The sequence below is a fragment of the Microbacterium cucumeris genome, assembly GCF_058349845.2.
In genome coordinates this window covers 197311-214021 of the sequence record NZ_JBYRIZ020000001.1, presented here as the reverse complement: position 1 = coordinate 214021, position 16711 = coordinate 197311, and the positions used below count along the sequence as shown (strand labels likewise).

The 16711-nt window shown below is 70.0% G+C and carries 18 protein-coding genes; 4 read left to right on the top strand and 14 right to left on the bottom strand.

From position 1 onward, the window contains the following. The first annotated feature begins 154 nt into the window (after positions 1–154). Both AC3RXZ_RS01080 and AC3RXZ_RS01075 read left to right on the top strand, forming a co-directional pair. Positions 155–1747 (top strand): ATP-binding protein, encoded by a 1593-nt coding sequence (locus tag AC3RXZ_RS01080; RefSeq protein ID WP_491492907.1) that lies wholly within the window; start codon positions 155–157, stop codon positions 1745–1747. Next, a complete protein-coding gene (locus AC3RXZ_RS01075) occupies positions 1744–2427 on the top strand; it encodes a response regulator (protein WP_243225885.1) in 684 nt (227 codons plus the stop codon). The genes AC3RXZ_RS01080 and AC3RXZ_RS01075 overlap by 4 nt, the downstream gene beginning before the upstream one ends. Before the next feature lie 14 nt (positions 2428–2441). On the opposite strand, the gene AC3RXZ_RS01070 is transcribed toward AC3RXZ_RS01075, so the two are convergent. The 12 genes from AC3RXZ_RS01070 to rplU all read right to left on the bottom strand — a co-directional run bounded on the left by AC3RXZ_RS01070 (position 2442) and on the right by rplU (position 12108). After that, positions 2442–3449: a YihY/virulence factor BrkB family protein gene (locus AC3RXZ_RS01070; protein WP_243225887.1), complete on the bottom strand. Its 1008-nt coding sequence runs from the start codon at positions 3447–3449 to the stop codon at positions 2442–2444. After that, positions 3446–4555, bottom strand: a complete 1110-nt coding sequence (locus AC3RXZ_RS01065) for an FUSC family protein (protein WP_491492906.1) — start codon at positions 4553–4555, stop codon at positions 3446–3448. The genes AC3RXZ_RS01070 and AC3RXZ_RS01065 overlap by 4 nt, the downstream gene beginning before the upstream one ends. A 139-nt stretch (positions 4556–4694) precedes the next feature. Beyond that, positions 4695–5384 (bottom strand): SDR family oxidoreductase, encoded by a 690-nt coding sequence (locus tag AC3RXZ_RS01060; RefSeq protein ID WP_491492905.1) that lies wholly within the window; start codon positions 5382–5384, stop codon positions 4695–4697. Between the two features lies 1 nt (position 5385). Then, on the bottom strand, positions 5386–5763 hold the full coding sequence (gene rsfS / locus AC3RXZ_RS01055; protein WP_243225890.1) for a ribosome silencing factor: 378 nt from the start codon (positions 5761–5763) through the stop codon (positions 5386–5388). After that, entirely contained in the window at positions 5763–6908 is a 1146-nt protein-coding gene (locus AC3RXZ_RS01050; protein WP_243225891.1) for a hypothetical protein, read from the bottom strand. The genes rsfS and AC3RXZ_RS01050 overlap by 1 nt, the downstream gene beginning before the upstream one ends. Further along, positions 6905–7507, bottom strand: a complete 603-nt coding sequence (gene nadD, locus AC3RXZ_RS01045; protein ID WP_243225892.1) for a nicotinate-nucleotide adenylyltransferase — start codon at positions 7505–7507, stop codon at positions 6905–6907. The genes AC3RXZ_RS01050 and nadD overlap by 4 nt, the downstream gene beginning before the upstream one ends. Before the next feature lie 7 nt (positions 7508–7514). Continuing rightward, a complete protein-coding gene (locus AC3RXZ_RS01040) occupies positions 7515–7739 on the bottom strand; it encodes a hypothetical protein (RefSeq protein ID WP_243225893.1) in 225 nt (74 codons plus the stop codon). Between the two features lie 52 nt (positions 7740–7791). After that, positions 7792–9087, bottom strand: a complete 1296-nt coding sequence (locus AC3RXZ_RS01035) for a glutamate-5-semialdehyde dehydrogenase (protein ID WP_491492904.1) — start codon at positions 9085–9087, stop codon at positions 7792–7794. Positions 9088–9151: 64 nt separating this feature from the next. After that, positions 9152–9940, bottom strand: a complete 789-nt coding sequence (proB, locus tag AC3RXZ_RS01030; RefSeq protein ID WP_491492903.1) for a glutamate 5-kinase — start codon at positions 9938–9940, stop codon at positions 9152–9154. Continuing rightward, positions 9937–11445: a GTPase ObgE gene (gene obgE / locus AC3RXZ_RS01025; RefSeq protein ID WP_491492902.1), complete on the bottom strand. Its 1509-nt coding sequence runs from the start codon at positions 11443–11445 to the stop codon at positions 9937–9939. Before obgE ends, proB begins: the two co-directional genes overlap by 4 nt. Positions 11446–11521: 76 nt before the next feature. Beyond that, positions 11522–11779 carry a 50S ribosomal protein L27 gene (gene rpmA / locus AC3RXZ_RS01020; RefSeq protein WP_243225898.1) on the bottom strand — a complete coding sequence of 86 codons (258 nt, stop codon included), beginning with the start codon at positions 11777–11779 and terminating at the stop codon, positions 11522–11524. 20 nt (positions 11780–11799) lie between these two features. Beyond that, positions 11800–12108, bottom strand: a complete 309-nt coding sequence (gene rplU / locus AC3RXZ_RS01015) for a 50S ribosomal protein L21 (RefSeq protein WP_243225900.1) — start codon at positions 12106–12108, stop codon at positions 11800–11802. Between the two features lie 224 nt (positions 12109–12332). Here rplU and AC3RXZ_RS01010 point away from each other — a divergent pair, with 224 nt between their 5' ends. Continuing rightward, positions 12333–12605 carry a DUF4031 domain-containing protein gene (locus AC3RXZ_RS01010; RefSeq protein ID WP_243225902.1) on the top strand — a complete coding sequence of 91 codons (273 nt, stop codon included), beginning with the start codon at positions 12333–12335 and terminating at the stop codon, positions 12603–12605. Here AC3RXZ_RS01010 and AC3RXZ_RS01005 read toward each other — a convergent pair. Next, a complete protein-coding gene (locus AC3RXZ_RS01005) occupies positions 12564–15158 on the bottom strand; it encodes an Rne/Rng family ribonuclease (RefSeq protein WP_491492901.1) in 2595 nt (864 codons plus the stop codon). The two genes, AC3RXZ_RS01010 and AC3RXZ_RS01005, sit on opposite strands and share 42 nt — an antisense overlap. Before the next feature lie 269 nt (positions 15159–15427). Here AC3RXZ_RS01005 and AC3RXZ_RS01000 point away from each other — a divergent pair, with 269 nt between their 5' ends. Beyond that, positions 15428–16045, top strand: a complete 618-nt coding sequence (locus tag AC3RXZ_RS01000; RefSeq protein ID WP_491492900.1) for a vitamin K epoxide reductase family protein — start codon at positions 15428–15430, stop codon at positions 16043–16045. A gap of 252 nt (positions 16046–16297) precedes the next feature. Here AC3RXZ_RS01000 and ndk read toward each other — a convergent pair whose 3' ends face one another. Further along, a complete protein-coding gene (ndk, locus tag AC3RXZ_RS00995; RefSeq protein ID WP_243225905.1) occupies positions 16298–16711 on the bottom strand; it encodes a nucleoside-diphosphate kinase in 414 nt (137 codons plus the stop codon).

Genomic DNA, 16711 nt, shown 5'->3' with positions numbered 1-16711 from the left:
CCTCCTCGAGTCCGTCAGCCCGGCGGCGATGCCGGGACGGTGTCCGCTCACGCTAGGGCCGCGCACGCGTCGCCCACGGGTTGCGTACGAAAGGACGCATTTCGGTCGTTTCGGTCCCGCCGGACGCCGTCGCCCGCTCGCCTACCATGGACTCGTGGTGAAGGCGATGACGCTCCGCACGCAGCTCGTGCTGCTGCAGGCCGTCATCGTGCTCGCGATCGTGCTGACCGCGGGCCTTGCCGCGATGCTCATGCAGGAGCAGCAGATCCGCGAGGCCTCGCAGGAGCGCATGATCGCGGTGGCTCAGTCGGTCGCCCAGCTTCCCGCGGTCACCGACGCGTACGACGACGCCGACCCGGCATCCGTCATCCAGCCGATCGCTGAGCTGATCAGGGACTCCTCGAACGTGGCCTACGTCGTCGTCACGGACGACGAGGGCATCCGCTTCTCGCATCCGAATCCGGACCGGATCGGCGAGCCGGTGTCGACGGATCCGAGCGTCGCCCTGTCGGGCGAGATGTACGTCGGCACGCAGACCGGCACGCTCGGCGAGTCGTGGCGGGTCAAGGTCCCCGTCTTCGGCGAGGACGGCGACGTGATCGGTCAGGTCTCCGTGGGCATCCTGTGGTCCGACCTGCGCGCGGATTTCGCCGGGGACATCACGGGATTCCTCCTCGCCCTCGGAGCGGCGACCGTCATCGGCGTCATCGCCGCGACCGGCGTCGCGCGCATGGTGCGCCGGCGGATCTACGGGTTGGAGCCCGAGGAGATCCGCGGACTGCTCGAGACCCGCGAGGCCACGCTGCACGGCATCCGCGAGGGCATGCTCGCGCTCGACGAGGACGGCCGGGTCTCGCTCTGCAACGACGCCGCCGCCCGGCTCCTCGGCCTCGCGACGCCTGCCGAGGCGACGGGCCGTATCGCCTCGGATCTGCTGGACGATCTCACGCACGTGATCGCCGAGGCGGATGCCGACGACGACGACTCTCAGCGGCTGGTGCTCTCGGGCGAACGCGTCCTGCTCGCCCGAGCCGCTCCCGTGCGCGTGCAGGGCAGGCGCGTGGGCACCGTAGTGACCCTGATGGACCGCACCGAGCTCGATCACGCGCTGCGCGAGCTCGCCGGAGCGCAGAGCCTGGCCGAGGGGCTGCGCGCCCAGCAGCACGAGTTCTCCAACACCCTCCACACGATCGGCGGCCTGATCGAGCTCGGCGAAGTGGATGCCGCCCGCCGTGTGGTCGAACGCGCCGGCGACGGCGGCGGACTGAACCGGCTGGACGCCCCCACGGGAGTGCAGGACATCGAGCTCGCGGCGATCCTGCTCGCCAAACGCGCGCGCGCCAGGGAACTGGGCGTCCTGCTGACCGTGACGGACGATTCGCGCCTGCCCGCTGACTGCGGAGGAGACGACCTCAGCACCGTCGTCGGCAACCTGATCGACAACGCTCTCGACGCCGCCGGGCAGGGCGGGCACGTGAGAGTGTCGATCGCCCAGGACGAGAGTCTCGACATCCGCATCGTGGTCGAGGACGACGGCCCGGGGGTCCCCCTCGAACGACGCGGAGACGTGTTCCGGCTCGGTTTCTCCACCAAGCCGGACGGGCGCCAGCGCGGCTACGGGCTGACCATCGTGGCGCGCATCGTCGAGCGCCGGGGCGGATCCATCGACCTCGGCCCCTCCTCCGCCGGTGGCGCCCGATTCACCGTGCGCCTGCCCGCCGTGCAGCACGCGGAGTCCGTGCGATGACACGGCTGCGGACGCTCATCGTCGAGGACGACTTCGCCGTCGCCCACGTCACCCGTGGCTTCGTCGAACGCCATCCCCGCTTCGAGGTGGTCGGAGTCGCCTCCACGGGAGCGGACGCCCTGCGCGCCGTGCACGAGCTCGCGCCCGACGTCCTGCTGCTGGACGTCTACCTGCCGGACATGTCCGGCATCGAGGTCCTGCGCCGCGCCCGCGCCTCGGGCGCGCACGTCGAGGTCATCGCCGTCACCGCCGCGCGGGATCTGGACACCGTCCGGCGCGCGCGGGCGCACGGCGTGCATCACTACGTCGTCAAGCCCTTTCCGATGCAGACCCTGCACGAGCGCCTGGACGACGTCTGGCGCGTGATCGCCCGGGATGCCGAACTCACCGGTACGGCCGAACTCGACCAGGTCACGGTCGACGCGCTCATGCGGCACGACGCCGTCGCGATCGCCGCACAGCGCAAGGGCGTCTCCCCGGCAACTCTGCAGCGAGTGGCGACGGCTCTGGAGGCGCACGCCGCACCGCTGTCCGCCACCGAGGTCGCAGAGCAACTCGGCATGTCGCGCGTCAGCGCGCGCCGCTACCTGGAGCGTCTCGTGGAGTCGGGACTCGCCGAGAGCTCTCCCAGATACGGCAGTGTCGGCCGTCCGGAGCTGCGGTACCGCTCCCTGGTGTGACCCCGCCACGCGGATCAGTGCGGTGGCCGCAGGCGCCGCGCCTTGCGCTCCTCGGCGACGTCGCGTCGCACGCGGGAGGCGATCGCGGTGGTGTCCCGCAGTTCGACCTGCACCTGCCGCTCGGCGGGGACCCCCGCGCGCAGCTCGCGGACGCGCTCGAGCTCGACGTCCAGCTCCACGCCGAACAGGAGCGCCGCGTTCGCGATCCAGAGCCACAGCAGGAAGATGAGGACGCTCGCGAACGGACCGTAGAGACGCTCGTAGTCCGCGACCGCGGTCACGTAGAAGCCGAAAGCCGCGGAAGCTATGCCGAAGACGACGAGCGCCGCGGCCGCGCCCAGGCTCATCCACCGGAAGCTGCGGGGAGAGACGTTGGGTGCGAACGTGTACAGGATCGCGACGAGCAGGACGATCACCGCCGCCAGCGCCGGCCAGCGCACGATGCTCCACACCAGCAGGCCGGCCTCCCCCACACCCCAGATCTCGCCGAGCCCGCGCGCGAGGCGCTCGCCCGTCACGGCGAGGACCGCCGCGACGAGCACCAGCACGAGGAGAACGATCGTCAGGAGCAGATGCGCCGGCTTGGACCTCCAGAACGGCCGGCCTTCCTCCACCCCGTAGATCCGGTTCGCAGCACGGCTGAACGAGGTCGTGTACCTGCCGACGGACCACACCGTGAGCACGAGCGAGGCGAGCAGCACCCAGCCGGTGGCCGACGCGTCGGCGAGTTCGGACAGCGGGTCCCGCAACGCCTCCCCCGCCCCCTCGGGGAGGACGGCGTCCGCCGCCTGCAGCACCGAGTCCAGGCGCGCTCCGTCCCGACCCATCAGACCGATCGTCGAGATCGCGGCGATCACCGCGGGCACGGTCGCGAGCACGGCGTAGAAGGTCAGTGCTGCCGCGGCATCCGGATTCCGATCCGTCCCGAACTTGCGCACCGCACGGCGCAGCGCGAGCGCCCACGCGTCACGGCCGAGCCGCCACGGCGGTCGTCCGCCGTCGTCGTGCACCCCGGTCGTCATCGTCCCTCCTCCCCCGCCCTCACGTGCAGGAGCACGACGATCCGCCGAAGGTGCGTGGCCACCAGGACTCCGGGACCGAGGATGCTGCGAGCGGATGCGTGACCGGCTTCGAGTTCGTCGACCAGCCGGCGCACGGCTTGAGCCGCCGCAGCCCTGGTGCGGTGCGCCTCCTTGTCGTCCTGCCCGAGGTCGGCGATCGCCGCAGCAACGGCCCGGCACGCACGGGCGATCGCTGGGATCAGGGACTCGTCGATGGGAAAGCCCCCCGGTCGCTCCCTCACCACGTCCTCCAGCGCATCGGAGATGTCCCGCACCCGCACCGCGATCGATTCGAGCGTCTCGAGTCTCGCATGCGCGGCACCGGTGCCGTGACGCCCGCCGATCGCGCGCGGATTGCCCCGGCGGCTCCGATCAGCCTCGGCGAGGGCCGTGCGCACGTCTCGCGCCGTCGTCTCGAGAGCATCGGCGCCCTCGGTCCACCCCGTGCGCTCCGGCGGCCAGGCCGTCTCCAGCGCCTCCCCGATGCCGTCCAGGTGGGATGCGAGCTCCCGCCGATAGCCCTCCACTCGAGCACTCGCCGTCGCCGAGAACGTCCGGGGAGCGACGAGCAGGTTGATGACGAGCCCGATCGCGAGTCCGACGGCCATCGGGACGAGATAGCTCAGGGAGTACGTCTCGGCGTCGTGCCCGCCGATGATGAGCACGAACACCGCGGCGACCGCGATGTACTCGCGACCGATGCCGAACCACCCCGTTCCCGAGAGCAGGACGCCGATCCCGGCGACGAGGGCGAGGGTCCACACGTTCGGTCCGACGGTGAACACCACGAGAAGTGCCAGGAGCATTCCGGTCGCGAGAGCCGCCAACGTCTGGAGGCTGGACTTCATCGAGTCCATGAGCGTCGGGTGCATGCTGATCAGCGCACCGAGCGGAGCGTAATAGGGGTGATCGTCCGTGACGCCGGGCAGATACCGCGCCACCGTCCACGCGAGGCCGACGGCCACCGCGGTCTTGACCGCCAGCAGCAGACGCGGCCCCGTCACCGCCGCGTGCAGCGAGGTCGCCAGCCGCTCGCGCGCACGTGCCGGCGCCGTGGACGGACTCACGTCGGCACCGCTCTCGGCGAGGCGGAGGGGATGACGTCCTCGTTCGGCATGACCGTCATCCTGCCCGTGCCGGGCGCCGCGCGCACGAGGGTTGACAGGCCGTGCCGGCGCCGTCGACGGACGCGGCCGGAGCCGCCCGTCAGGCTCCGGGACGCACCGTCAGGTCGGTGATGTCGGCGTCACGCGGCAGATCGAGAGCCGTGAGGATCGTCGTCGCGACCGACTCGGGATCGATGAATCGCTCCGGTTCGTACTTGCGGCCCTCCTGCTGATGCACGCGCGCCTGCATGGGGGTCGCAGTCCGGCCGGGATAGATCGAGGTGACCCGGATGCCGTGTTCGGCTTCTTCGGCGCGCAGGGCGTCCGCCAGTGCCTTCAGACCGTGCTTGGAGGCGGCGTACGCGGACCAGCCGGCGTGCGCGTGCAGGCCGGCACCGGAGTTGACGAACACGACCTGGCCGCGTGACACCCGCAGCACGGGCAGCAGCAGCCGCGTGAGCTCGGCCGGACCGACGAGGTTGACGGCGAGCTGCTGCTCCCACTGCGCCGGCGCGAGATCCGCGACCGCCCCGAGATCGACGACCCCTGCGACATGCACCACGGAGTCGAGCCGCTCCGGCAGCCGCTGCTTCGACAGCGCCCAGGAGAGCCGGCCCGGCTGCCCCAGGTCGCCGACGATCGTCGTCGCTCCGGGGAATCGAGCGGCGATCTCCCGCGCCCTGCCGGCGTCGCGAGCCAGCAGGACGACATCGTCGCCCCGTTCGAGCAGGCGACGCGCGAGCACGGAGCCGATGCCGGACCCTGCGCCGGTGACGAGGTGCACGGCCATGTCAGGCGCGGTCGGCAGGCTCGGTCAGCTCGATGGGGACCACCGGGCAGTCCTTCCAGAGCCGCTCGAGACCGTAGTACACGCGCTCCTCGGAATGGAACACGTGCACGATGAGGTCGCCGAAGTCCAGCAGGACCCAGCGGGCCTCGGCCCGGCCCTCGCGGCGGACGCGCTTGTGTCCGGCCTCGACGAGCTTGTCCTCGATCTCGTCGGCGATCGCGGCGACGTTGCGCTCGCTGTTTCCTGTGACGAGGAGGAAGATGTCGACCAGCGGCAGCGGCTCCGACACGTTGAGCGCGAGCAGATCCTCGCCGCCCTTGGATGCCGCCGCGTTCGCGGCGATCTGGAGCATCTGCTCCGCGGATTCAGGTGATTGCATCAGAGCACATTCGTCGTGAAGGCGATGATCAGGGCCGTCGCCAGCGCCAGCGCCAGTCCGCCGGCGGTGATCGCCAGCGTCAGCATGAGCCGGTTGCCCTTCTCAGGCGCTGGGGGACGGATGACCTCGCCCGCGGGCTTGATCGTGCTGACCGCGGAGCTGGCCGCGATCGGCGTCGGCGAGGATGCCGGCGGCAGCTCGCCGTCGATGAGGACCGCATCGACGTCCTTGCCGTCGGCGACCCCCTTCGCGTGCCCCTGCGAGCCGAGGCCCTCGGGGAGTTCGTAGGTTCCGGTGATGAGAACCTCACCGGTCGAGGCGACAGGGCCTGACAGCGAGCCGTCCCCGGGAGGCGGGTTGAAGATCAGAGCGCTCGGAGCGATGTGCTGCGAGCCCGTGGAGTCGCTGACCGTGATCAGCTCGTCGAACGACGGCGTGAACGGCGTGGTGGTCTTCTCCTCGGCGAGAACGCTCTGCCCGAATGTGGGGTTCACGGTCGGCCGTTCGCCGTGCTCGGCTGCGTCATCGGTGTCCTCGATGACGTCAGCGTCGACGCCGAGCGCCACGAGGTCGGCCTCGGTGTCCTCGTCCTCGTCGCCGGCCTCCTGGTCGGCGGCGGCCCCGGCATCCGCCTCCTCGGCGGTCTCGGGCTCCGAGTCACCCGGTTCGAGGAGTGCTTCGGTCTCGTCCTCGGACTCGTCCTCGGGAGCGTCGGAGGACGAATCCAGGGGGCCGTCGTCCGCCTTCGCCGGAGTGGGAGCGAACACAGGGACGGCGGACACGATCTCCGTCTCCGTCGCCGCGGTCTTCGCCTCCCGGCTTCCGGCGTCGTCGTCCGACGTCTCCGGCTCGGCGGGCGACGCCGCGGGGTCCTCGGCGCCGATCACCGGGACCGACGCGGTCCTGATGCGCTCCTGCTCCCGGGCCTGGCGACGCGTCAGGGGCGCTGCCCCGAGATCCACGGCGTCATCGGGGACCGGTGCCGGCGCGACGGGGGCCGGCTCGGCGGCGCGGGGCAGCACGGGGGCCGGAGGAGGGGTCGCCTCCTCGTTCTCCGTGATCACCGGTGTCGCGCCGGTCAGGCGGATCTCCCGCAGCTGCTTGCGCGTCAGCGGTTCCTTCCCTGGGCTGTCCGATGTGCTCATGCCTTGCTCCGATACAGATGATGCTTCGCGATGTACTGAACGACTCCGTCGGGGACGAGGTACCACACCGGCTCCCCCTCGTGGACGCGCTGGCGGCAGTCCGTCGAGGAGATCGACAGCGCCGGCACCTCCAACTGGCTGACATCGTCGCTCGGGAGGCCATCGGTGCTCAGAACGTGTCCTGGACGCGAGACCGCGACGAAGTGGGCCAGATCCCACAACTCATCATGGTCCCTCCAGCTGAGAATCTGCGCTACGGCATCCGCTCCGCTGATGAAGAAGAGTTCGGCATCGGGTCGCTGCTGCTTGAGATCCCGCAGCGTGTCGATCGTGTAGGTGTCGCCCTCGCGATCGATGTCGACGCGACTGACCGTGAATCGGGGGTTGGACGCCGTGGCGATCACCGTCATCAGATAGCGGTGCTCGCTGGGCGTGACCGTGCGCTTCTGCCACGGTCGGCCGGTGGGGACGAAGATCACCTCGTCGAGGTCGAACGAGTGCGCGACCTCGCTCGCCGCGACCAGGTGCCCGTGATGGATCGGGTCGAAGGTCCCGCCCATCACCCCGATACGCGGTGCCCGTGAGGTCGTGGTCTCCATGGGCGGCTCAGTGGCCGTGCCCTGCTCCGTGGCCGTCCTTGCCGTGCTGCGCTGCCCACGCCTCGGCCTTCGCCGAGTGGCGGTTCGCGACGTGGCGGTAGGAGAACGTCACCAGTCCCAGAAGAGCGAACACGATCGCGGCGATGACACCGAAGATCAGCGTCTCGAGCGCCACGTTGCCGTGGTGCTCCGTCTCAGCGGCTGCCATCGCCATCTGTGCGACGAGATTCATCCTGACTCCGTTTCGTGACCGGGGGCGCGAACGCGCTTCCCCATCCTATCGCTCAGCCGCGCGTCTGCCCGGCCCCACGCGCGAGCCACTTCGTGCTGGTCAGCTCGGACAGGCCCATCGGACCTCGCGCGTGCAGCTTCTGCGTGGATATCCCGACCTCGGCCCCGAACCCGAACTCCGCGCCGTCGGTGAACCGCGTCGAGGCGTTCGCCATGACCACCGCGGAGTCGACCTCGGCGAGGAAGCGCTCGGCGTTTCGGGCATCCGTGGTGATGATCGATTCGGTGTGCCCCGTGCTGTACCGGCGGATGTGCGCGAGCGCATCGTCCAGGGTGTCGACGACCTTGATCGCGATGTCGAGGCTGAGGTACTCAGTGGCCCAGTCCTCCTCGGTGGCGGGGATCACTCCGCTCACGAGTCCGGCCACCATGTCGTCGCCGTGCACGGCGACGCCTTCGCTCTGCAGCGCGCTGGCGACGAGCGGGATCAGCCGGGGCGCGGCCTGACGAAGGACCAGCACGGTCTCGACGGCGTTGCAGACGCTGGGCCGCTGGACCTTGGCGTTCACCACGATGTCGCGCGCCCAGTCGTCGGGAGCCGTCTCGTCGAGCACGATGTGCACGACGCCGGCACCGGTCTCGATCACCGGGACGGTCGACTCGGTGACCACCGTCTCGATGAGGGCGGCACTGCCGCGCGGCACGAGCACGTCGACGAATCCGCGCCCGTGCATGAGCGCCTTGGCCCCCTCGCGCCCGAAGTCGTCGACGGTCTGGACGGCCTCTGGGGTGACACCGGCGCCGGCGAGAGCCGCGCGCATGATCTCGACGAGCACGGTGTTCGACTCCCGGGCCGCACTGCCGCCGCGCAGCACGACGGCGTTGCCCGACCGCAGGGCGAGCGCGGCGATGTCGACCGTGACGTTCGGACGCGCCTCATAGATCGCCCCGACGACGCCGAACGGCACGCGGACCTGTTCCAGCGCGACGCCGTTGGGCATCCGGTGTCCGCCGACGACCTGACCGACCGGGTCGGGCAGCGTCGCGACGTCGCGGACGGCGGCCGCCAGAGCGGCGACCCGCCTGTCGTCCAGGCGCAGTCTGTCGATGAGCGCCGCGCCGATTCCGTCGGCCTCGCCGCGAGCGATGTCTCCGGCGTTCGCGGCGATGATCCGAGCAGCTCCCGCCTCGATGGCCTGCGCGATCGCCTCGAGAGCGCGCGCCTTGTCATCGCTGGTGAGCCGGGCGATCGCTCGCGACGCATCCTTCGCCAGCCTCAGGCGCTCCTGCGGCCCGGCGGCCTCCGCAGCGGCGGATCCGACGGGTGCGGTGAGGGTGTCGACGCTCATCCGCCCAGTGTATCCAGCGCGCGAGCTCGACAGGGCCGATGTGACGGCGGCGAGACAGCCGCGATCAGCCCTGTGCCGCCGGCACGAACCACGTGCCGATGGACTCCCCGGACAGGGCGCGGTCGATGAGGTCGGCGCTGGTCACGAGCACGCCGATCCCGGATGCCGCGGCCAGCCGCGCCGCCGACACCTTGGTCGCCGCACCGCCCGTGCCCACGCTGTTGACCACGGTGGCGCCGAACTCGAGGCCTGAGAGGTCCTCCTCGGGACGGATCGTCTCGATCGGCTCGGCCAGCGGGTCCGTCGGCGGCCTGGTGTACAGCGCCTCGACGTCGCTGAGCAGAACGAGGGCGTCCGCCTGGATGAGCTGGGCCACGAGTGCCGCCAGGCGGTCGTTGTCGCCGAAGCGGATCTCCTGCGTGGCGACGGTGTCGTTCTCGTTCACGATCGGCAGGATCCGCAGGCCCAGCAGGCGCTCCATGGCGCGACGGGCGTTGCTGCGGGACGTCGCGTGCTCCAGGTCTCCCGTGGTCAGCAGCACCTGTCCCGCGACGATGCCGAACGGACGCAGCGCCTCCTGGTAGCGGTAGACGAGGATGTTCTGACCGACCGCGGCCGCCGCCTGCTGGGTGGCGAGGTCGGTGGGCCGGGCATCCAGGTTCAGGAACGGGATGCCGGTGGCGATCGCCCCCGAGGAGACGAGAACGATCTCGCATCCGCGACCGTGCGCCTTCTGCAGCGCGTGCACGATCATCGGGATGCGCCACGACGACTCGCCGCTGATCGACGACGAACCCACCTTCACCACGATGCGCGCGGCGGTCGCGAGCTCTTCCCTGGTTCGTGCGGTCATTCCTCGTCCCCGTCGACGTCCTCGGCGGTGACGCGGCGGCGTTCCTCGGCCTCGGCGCGCTGCGCGGCGCGGGCGTCCATCCGCTCGTGGTACTGCTCGCGGCGCTGGCTCGTCGTGCGGCGTCCGTTCGGCGCCAGACGCGGATCGGTTCCTCGCGGGGCGACCATGAGCTCGGCTGCCGAGGACATCGAGGGCTCCCAATCGAAGACCAGCCCGTCGCCCTCGCCGATGACGACCGTCGCTCCGGGTGTGGCGCCCACTCGGAACAGCTCGTCCTCGACGCCCAGCCGTTCCAGACGGTCCGCGAGGTAGCCCACGGCCTCCTCGTTCTGGAAGTCGGTCTGCTGCACCCAACGCACGGGCTTCTCGCCGAGCACGCGGTACACGTTGCCGTAGCTGCCGCCCTCGACGCGCACGGTGAATTCCTTCACCGCGCCCTTCGGACGGATCACGACCCGCTCGCGCGGCACCTCGACCGCGGCCTGCGCGCGATGCTCCTCGACGATCTCACCCAGCGCGAACGTCAGCGCGCGCAGCCCCTCGTGCGAGACCGTGGAGATCTCGAACACGCGGAATCCGCGTTCCTCGAGCTCGGGGCGGACGAGCTCGGCCAAGTCGCGCGCCTCGGGCACGTCGACCTTGTTCAGGGCGATCAGCTGCGGGCGTTCGAGCAGCGGCACCTGCCCCTCGGGTACCTCATAGGCGGCCAGCTCGGCGATGATGACGTCGAGGTCGCTGATCGGATCGCGACCGGGTTCGAGCGTCGCGCAGTCGAGGACGTGCAGAAGCGCGGAGCATCGCTCCACGTGGCGCAGGAACTCCAGGCCGAGTCCCCGTCCCTCGCTCGCGCCCTCGATCAGTCCGGGCACGTCCGCCACGGTGTAGCGGGCGTCGCCCGCCTGCACGACGCCGAGGTTCGGGTGCAGAGTCGTGAACGGGTAGTCGGCGATCTTCGGGCGTGCGGCCGAGATCGCGGCGATGAGGCTGGACTTCCCCGCCGAGGGGTACCCGACCAGAGCGACATCGGCGACGGTCTTGAGCTCGAGGATGACGTCGCCCTCGAAGCCCGGCGTTCCGAGCAGGGCGAATCCGGGGGCCTTGCGCTTGGGCGTCGCCAGAGCTGCGTTGCCCAGCCCTCCGCGGCCGCCCTGCGCGACGACGAAGCGCTCCCCCGGAACGACCATGTCGATGAGGACCTCGCCGGCGGCATCCTTCACGACCGTGCCGACCGGCACCGGGAGCTCCAGGGTCTCGCCCGCGAACCCGGACCGGTGATCGCCCATGCCGAATCCGCCGTTGCCGCTCGAGCGGTGAGGCGAGTGGTGATACGACAGAAGCGTACCGGTCTGCGGGTCGGCGACGAGGACGATGTCGCCGCCGTCTCCGCCGTTGCCCCCGTCGGGCCCGCCGAGCGGCTTGAACTTCTCGCGATGCACCGACACACAGCCGTTGCCGCCCTTGCCGGCGCGCAGGTGGAGCGTCACCGTGTCGACGAACGTGACCATGCGTCAGAACTCCTCGGAATACGCGAACGGGACGGGCAAATGCCCGCCCCGTCCGGATGATAGCTGTGCGCTGCGATTACTCGGCAGCCGCGACGATGTTGACGACCTTGCGGCCGCCCTTCGCGCCGAACTCCACCGAACCGGCGGCGAGAGCGAACAGCGTGTCGTCGCCACCACGGCCGACGTTGACGCCGGGGTGGAAGTGCGTGCCGCGCTGGCGGACCAGGATCTCGCCGGCGTTGACGGTCTGACCGCCGAAGCGCTTCACGCCGAGTCGCTGTGCGTTGGAGTCACGACCGTTGCGGGTCGAGCTCGCACCCTTCTTGTGTGCCATTTCTCAGCTCCTCTTCGTGCTTACTTGATACCGGTGATCTTGACGCGCGTGAGCTCCTGGCGGTGGCCCTGACGCTTCTTGTAGCCGGTCTTGTTCTTGAACTTCTGGATGACGATCTTCGGGCCGCGGAGGTTGCCGAGCACCTCTGCGGTGACCTTGACCTTCGCCAGCTTGTCGGCGTCGGTGGTCACCGTGGCGCCGTCGACGAGCAGCACGGCAGGCAGCTCGATCTTCTCGCCCTGGGCAGCCTGAACACGGTCGAGCTGAACGATCGTGCCGACCTCGACCTTCTCCTGCCGTCCACCGGCGCGCACTACTGCGTAAACCACTTCATACCTGTTTCGTTGGGGAGCACTCGGCTCCGGAAATCTCACGGGAAGACTGTGCCTGCGTTCGTCGCAGGTCTGACGGGTGCGAGCACCGGGGCTCATCCGGACCGCCCCGAGGGACGGCTCAGCTCGCGCACCAAGGGTCCACTTTACCGGATGCCGGGCGCAGAGGCAAAGCGAGCGGATCCCGTGTCGCACGACGCACCCGGGAATAGGATCGCACGGTGACCGTACTCGTCGACGACCCGATCTGGCCCGCGCACGGACGCCTGTGGGCGCACCTGGTGAGCGACGCGGACCTCGACGAGCTCCACGTGTTCGCCCGCGCCAACGACGTCCCCGCACGCGCCTTCGACCTGGATCATTACGACGTGCCGGAGGAGATCCTCCCCCGGCTCGTCGCTGCGGGTGCGGTTCATGTCGGCGGCAAGGAGCTCACGCGCCGGCTGATCGCGTCAGGACTGCGTGTCCCCGCCCGCGACCGGCGCGGTCGCTGACCCCGCTTCGGCGTTCACGGCCACCGGAGTGCCGGTGAGCGCCGCCGTGGTGACGCGACGACGGTTGCGCCCCTGTCCCGGTGCCTTCGGCTCGGGGAGGGCGTCCAGCACCGAGTCGAGCAGCTGCTCGGCCTCGCTGCGGGGAGCCTTGGAACGCTCGGACCGCTTCTTGCGCGCCTTCTTGGGACGCTCGGCCACCGGCTCGACGGGTGCCGGGGCATCCGTCGACTCGCCGGACGCGGCACGCGTGGAAGCGGCGATCTGCGCGAGAGCGGACTTCGCCCCCTCCGGGATGCCGTGCGTCACGACCGAGGAGGCCGCCGGTGCGCTGCTGCTCTGGTTGCCGCCGCGCTGACGACGACCGGAGGATCCGGAGGAGCTCGCGCGGTGCTTGACCACGGGATCGTGGTGCACGATGACGCCGCGGCCCGCGCAGACCTCGCAGGGTTCGGAGAACGTCTCCAGAAGACCCAGCCCGAGCTTCTTGCGCGTCATCTGCACCAGTCCCAGCGACGTCACCTCGGCGACCTGGTGCTTAGTGCGGTCACGGCTCAGGCACTCGACGAGGCGCCGCAGCACCAGGTCGCGATTCGACTCGAGGACCATGTCGATGAAGTCGACGACGATGATGCCGCCGATGTCGCGCAGACGCAGCTGGCGGACGATCTCCTCCGCGGCTTCGAGGTTGTTCTTGGTGACCGTCTCCTCCAGGTTGCCCCCGGATCCGACGAACTTGCCGGTGTTGACGTCGACGACGGTCATCGCCTCGGTGCGGTCGATCACGAGCGAGCCGCCGGAGGGCAGCCACACCTTGCGGTCCAGCGCCTTCTCGATCTGCTCCGTGACGCGGAAGGCGTCGAACGGGTCGGTCTCGTCCTCGTAGGACTCGACGCGCTCGAGCAGATCCGGGGCGACGCTCTCGAGATAGGCGCGGATCGTGCGCTGAGCCTCGTCGCCCTGGATGAGCATCTTCGTGAAGTCCTCGTTGAACACGTCGCGGACGATCTTCACGAGCAGATCGGGTTCGGCGTGCAGCAGCGCGGGCGCCTGCTGGCTCTCGACCTGCTTCTGGATGTGCTCCCACTGGTTGGTGAGGCGCTGGACGTCCCGCGTCAGCTGGTCTTCCGTGGCGCCTTCGGCGGCCGTGCGGACGATGACGCCGCTGGACTCCGGCAGCACCTCCTTGAGGATGCGCTTGAGGCGGGCGCGCTCGTTGTCCGGGAGCTTGCGCGAGATGCCGTTCATCGATCCGTTCGGCACATACACGAGGTAACGGCCGGGGAGCGAGACCTGACTGGTCAGCCTGGCCCCCTTGTGCCCGACGGGGTCCTTGGTCACCTGGACGAGAACGCGGTCACCCGGCTTGAGCGCCAGTTCGATGCGGCGCGGCTGGTTGCCGGTCTCGACGCCGTCCCAGTCGACCTCTCCCGAGTACAGCACCGCGTTGCGTCCCCGACCGATGTCGACGAACGCCGCCTCCATGCTGGGAAGGACGTTCTGCACGCGGCCGAGGTACACGTTCCCGATGAGCGAGGCGTCCTGGTTGCGCGCGACGTAGTGCTCCACGAGCACGTTGTCCTCGAGGACTGCGATCTGGGTGCGGCCGTTCTTGGAGCGGACGACCATCATGCGGTCGACGGCCTCGCGCCGGGCGAGGAACTCGGCTTCGGTCACGACAGGACGTCGACGGCCGGCGTCGCGGCCGTCGCGGCGGCGCTGCTTCTTGGCCTCCAGGCGCGTGGATCCCTTGATCGCCTTCGGCTCGGTGATGTACTCGACGACGCGCTGACGCTGACGCGGCTCCGAACGCTCGTCGTCGCCATCGCCGCCGCGCCCTCGGCGGCGACCGCGGCGCGAGGACGAACCCGTGTCATCGGAGTCCTGGTCACGGTCACGGTCGCGCTCGCGGCCGGGGCGCGCGGGCAGGGGCACGATCTCGGGAGCGTAGAAGTGCAGTTGCGTGGAGACCTGCGAGACGAACGTCTCCGGGATCAGCCCGAGGCTGACCGCCGTCACGGGCTCCGGCTTCGCGGGCTTCTCTGCGACGGGCTCTGCCGGTTCCGTGGAAGCCTCGGCCGGAGTCTCGGCGACGGGCTCGGCGGATACGGTGGCGGGCCCAGCCGGTGCCTCCGCGCCGGACCCTGCGGGCTCGGTGGCAGGCTCTGCGGGCTTCTCTGTGGCGGGCTCCGCCGGGGTCTGTCCCTGCGGGGACGCGGATTCTGCGGGAGCCTCCGCGGACGAGGCCGACACCGGCTCGGCGGGTGCGGCGTCCGTGGCCCGGTCATCCGCCGCCGGCTCCACCGGGGGCGCGTTCGTCTCGGCGTCAGCCGCGGCCACGATCACGTCTGCGGCGGGAGCGTCCTCGGTCGCAGCTTCCGGCTCAGGTGCGTCGACCGCCGGAGTCTCCTCCGAAGCGTCCGCGGCGGGAGTGTCCTGCGCCGCCTCGTCGACCGGGGCCGCGTCGGCCTCCGGCGCCTGTGGCGTCGCGTCTAGCGGTCGCTCTGCATTCTCGTCGAGGGTCGGGGTGTTGTTGTCATTGTTCTCATCGGCCATCTCTGGCGTACTCCCTGCACGGGCACTGTGTGCTCCGCGAAATCTCATGCGGCACGGGCCGCGAACTCACTCGGCGTGCGATCGGCTCTTGTGCTCTGATCGCGTGGGGCATGGGCCCCGAAGTCTTCGTCGATGCCCGTCTGCGGCGGCGCCGCGAGAAGCATCACAGGTCATTATCGCATCAAGCGCGGATTATCGCGGCATCGGAACCGCCGATCGTCCCGGCCGCCTCACGCCCGGCGCATAGCAATCGCTGAGATACTGGCGCTATGACGCAGCAGCGCCCCCGCTACATCGGGTACGGAATCTGGTTGATCATCGCGAGCATCATCGGATGGTGGGCCGCCTTCCAGCTCACGGTGGAGAAGTTCATCAAGCTCGAGGACCCGGACTCGCTGTCCAGCTGCTACTTCAGTGTCATCCTGCAGTGCGACGCGAACCTCGACTCCTGGCAGGGATCGGCCTTCGGGTTCCCGAACCCGATCATCGGGGTCACCGGCTGGATGGCCGTGCTCGTCATGGGCGTCGCCGTCCTCGCGAACGTGCGCTTCCCGCGCTGGTTCTGGGGTCTGTTCGGTCTCGGCATCACGGGGGCGTTCGTCTTCATCTGCTGGCTGATCACCCAGAGCATCTACGCGGACAACCTCGGAACGCTCTGCCCGTGGTGCATGGTGACATGGTCGGTCACGATCCCGACGTTCCTCGCGACCATGGTGCACCTCGCGCGCAACGGCACCTTCACGACCTCCGAGCGCGTCCAGCAGCGTGCCGCACGACTGATGGCCTGGGTGCCGCTCGCGACGATCGTCGCCTACGCGATCGTGATCATGATGGCGCAGCTGGCCGGTCTCGACCTGCTCGGTGAGGTCTACCGCGCGATCTTCTGATCCGCGGGGATGAGGAATGCCCGCCCTCCCTGACGGAGGACGGGCACACGATCCCGGCTCAACGCCGCTGCGCGGCAACAGCCAAGCCTGCTGAGGTTTCGACTCGCTGCGCTCGCTCAACCTTGACACGATCCCGGCTCAACGCCGCTGCGCGGCAACAGCCGAGCCTGCTCAGGTTTCGACTCGCTGCGCTCGCTCAACCTTGACACGATCCCGGCTCAACGCCGCTGCGCGGCATTGAGCCGGGACGTGTCAAAACCAGATGGCGAGCTCGCGAGCCGCGGACTCCGGGCTGTCGGAGCCGTGCACGAGGTTCTGCTGGACGGCCAGACCCCAGTCGCGTCCGAAGTCGCCGCGGATGGTCCCCGGCGCCGCCGTGGTCGGGTCGGTCGTGCCGGCGAGGGAACGGAACCCCTCGATCACGCGGTTGCCCGCGAGGCGGATCGCGACGGACGGTCCGGAGAGCATGAACTCGAGCAGCGGCTCGTAGAACGGCTTGCCCTCGTGCTCGGCGTAGTGCGCGGCGAGCAGATCGCGGTCGGGCTCGACCAGGCGGATGTCGACGAGTGCGTAGCCCTTCGCCTCGATGCGCGCGAGGATCGCGCCGGTGAGGCCGCGAGCGACGCCGTCCGGCTTGACGAGGACGAGGGTTTCTTCGGTGGCCAT

Bases quoted from the DNA above. Each gene is read 5' to 3' on its own strand.
- ndk (WP_243225905.1), bottom strand. From the start codon at position 16,711: ATGGCCACCGAAGAAACCCTCGTCCTCGTCAAGCCGGACGGCGTCGCT.
- AC3RXZ_RS01060 (WP_491492905.1), bottom strand. From the start codon at position 5,384: ATGGCCGTGCACCTCGTCACCGGCGCAGGGTCCGGCATCGGCTCCGTG.
- AC3RXZ_RS01070 (WP_243225887.1), bottom strand. From the start codon at position 3,449: ATGACGACCGGGGTGCACGACGACGGCGGACGACCGCCGTGGCGGCTC.
- AC3RXZ_RS01035 (WP_491492904.1), bottom strand. From the start codon at position 9,087: ATGAGCGTCGACACCCTCACCGCACCCGTCGGATCCGCCGCTGCGGAG.
- AC3RXZ_RS01005 (WP_491492901.1), bottom strand. From the start codon at position 15,158: ATGGCCGATGAGAACAATGACAACAACACCCCGACCCTCGACGAGAAT.
- obgE (WP_491492902.1), bottom strand. From the start codon at position 11,445: ATGGTCACGTTCGTCGACACGGTGACGCTCCACCTGCGCGCCGGCAAG.
- AC3RXZ_RS01040 (WP_243225893.1), bottom strand. From the start codon at position 7,739: ATGAATCTCGTCGCACAGATGGCGATGGCAGCCGCTGAGACGGAGCAC.
- proB (WP_491492903.1), bottom strand. From the start codon at position 9,940: ATGACCGCACGAACCAGGGAAGAGCTCGCGACCGCCGCGCGCATCGTG.
- AC3RXZ_RS01000 (WP_491492900.1), top strand. From the start codon at position 15,428: ATGACGCAGCAGCGCCCCCGCTACATCGGGTACGGAATCTGGTTGATC.
- nadD (WP_243225892.1), bottom strand. From the start codon at position 7,507: ATGGAGACCACGACCTCACGGGCACCGCGTATCGGGGTGATGGGCGGG.
- AC3RXZ_RS01050 (WP_243225891.1), bottom strand. From the start codon at position 6,908: ATGAGCACATCGGACAGCCCAGGGAAGGAACCGCTGACGCGCAAGCAG.
- rsfS (WP_243225890.1), bottom strand. From the start codon at position 5,763: ATGCAATCACCTGAATCCGCGGAGCAGATGCTCCAGATCGCCGCGAAC.
- rpmA (WP_243225898.1), bottom strand. From the start codon at position 11,779: ATGGCACACAAGAAGGGTGCGAGCTCGACCCGCAACGGTCGTGACTCC.
- AC3RXZ_RS01075 (WP_243225885.1), top strand. From the start codon at position 1,744: ATGACACGGCTGCGGACGCTCATCGTCGAGGACGACTTCGCCGTCGCC.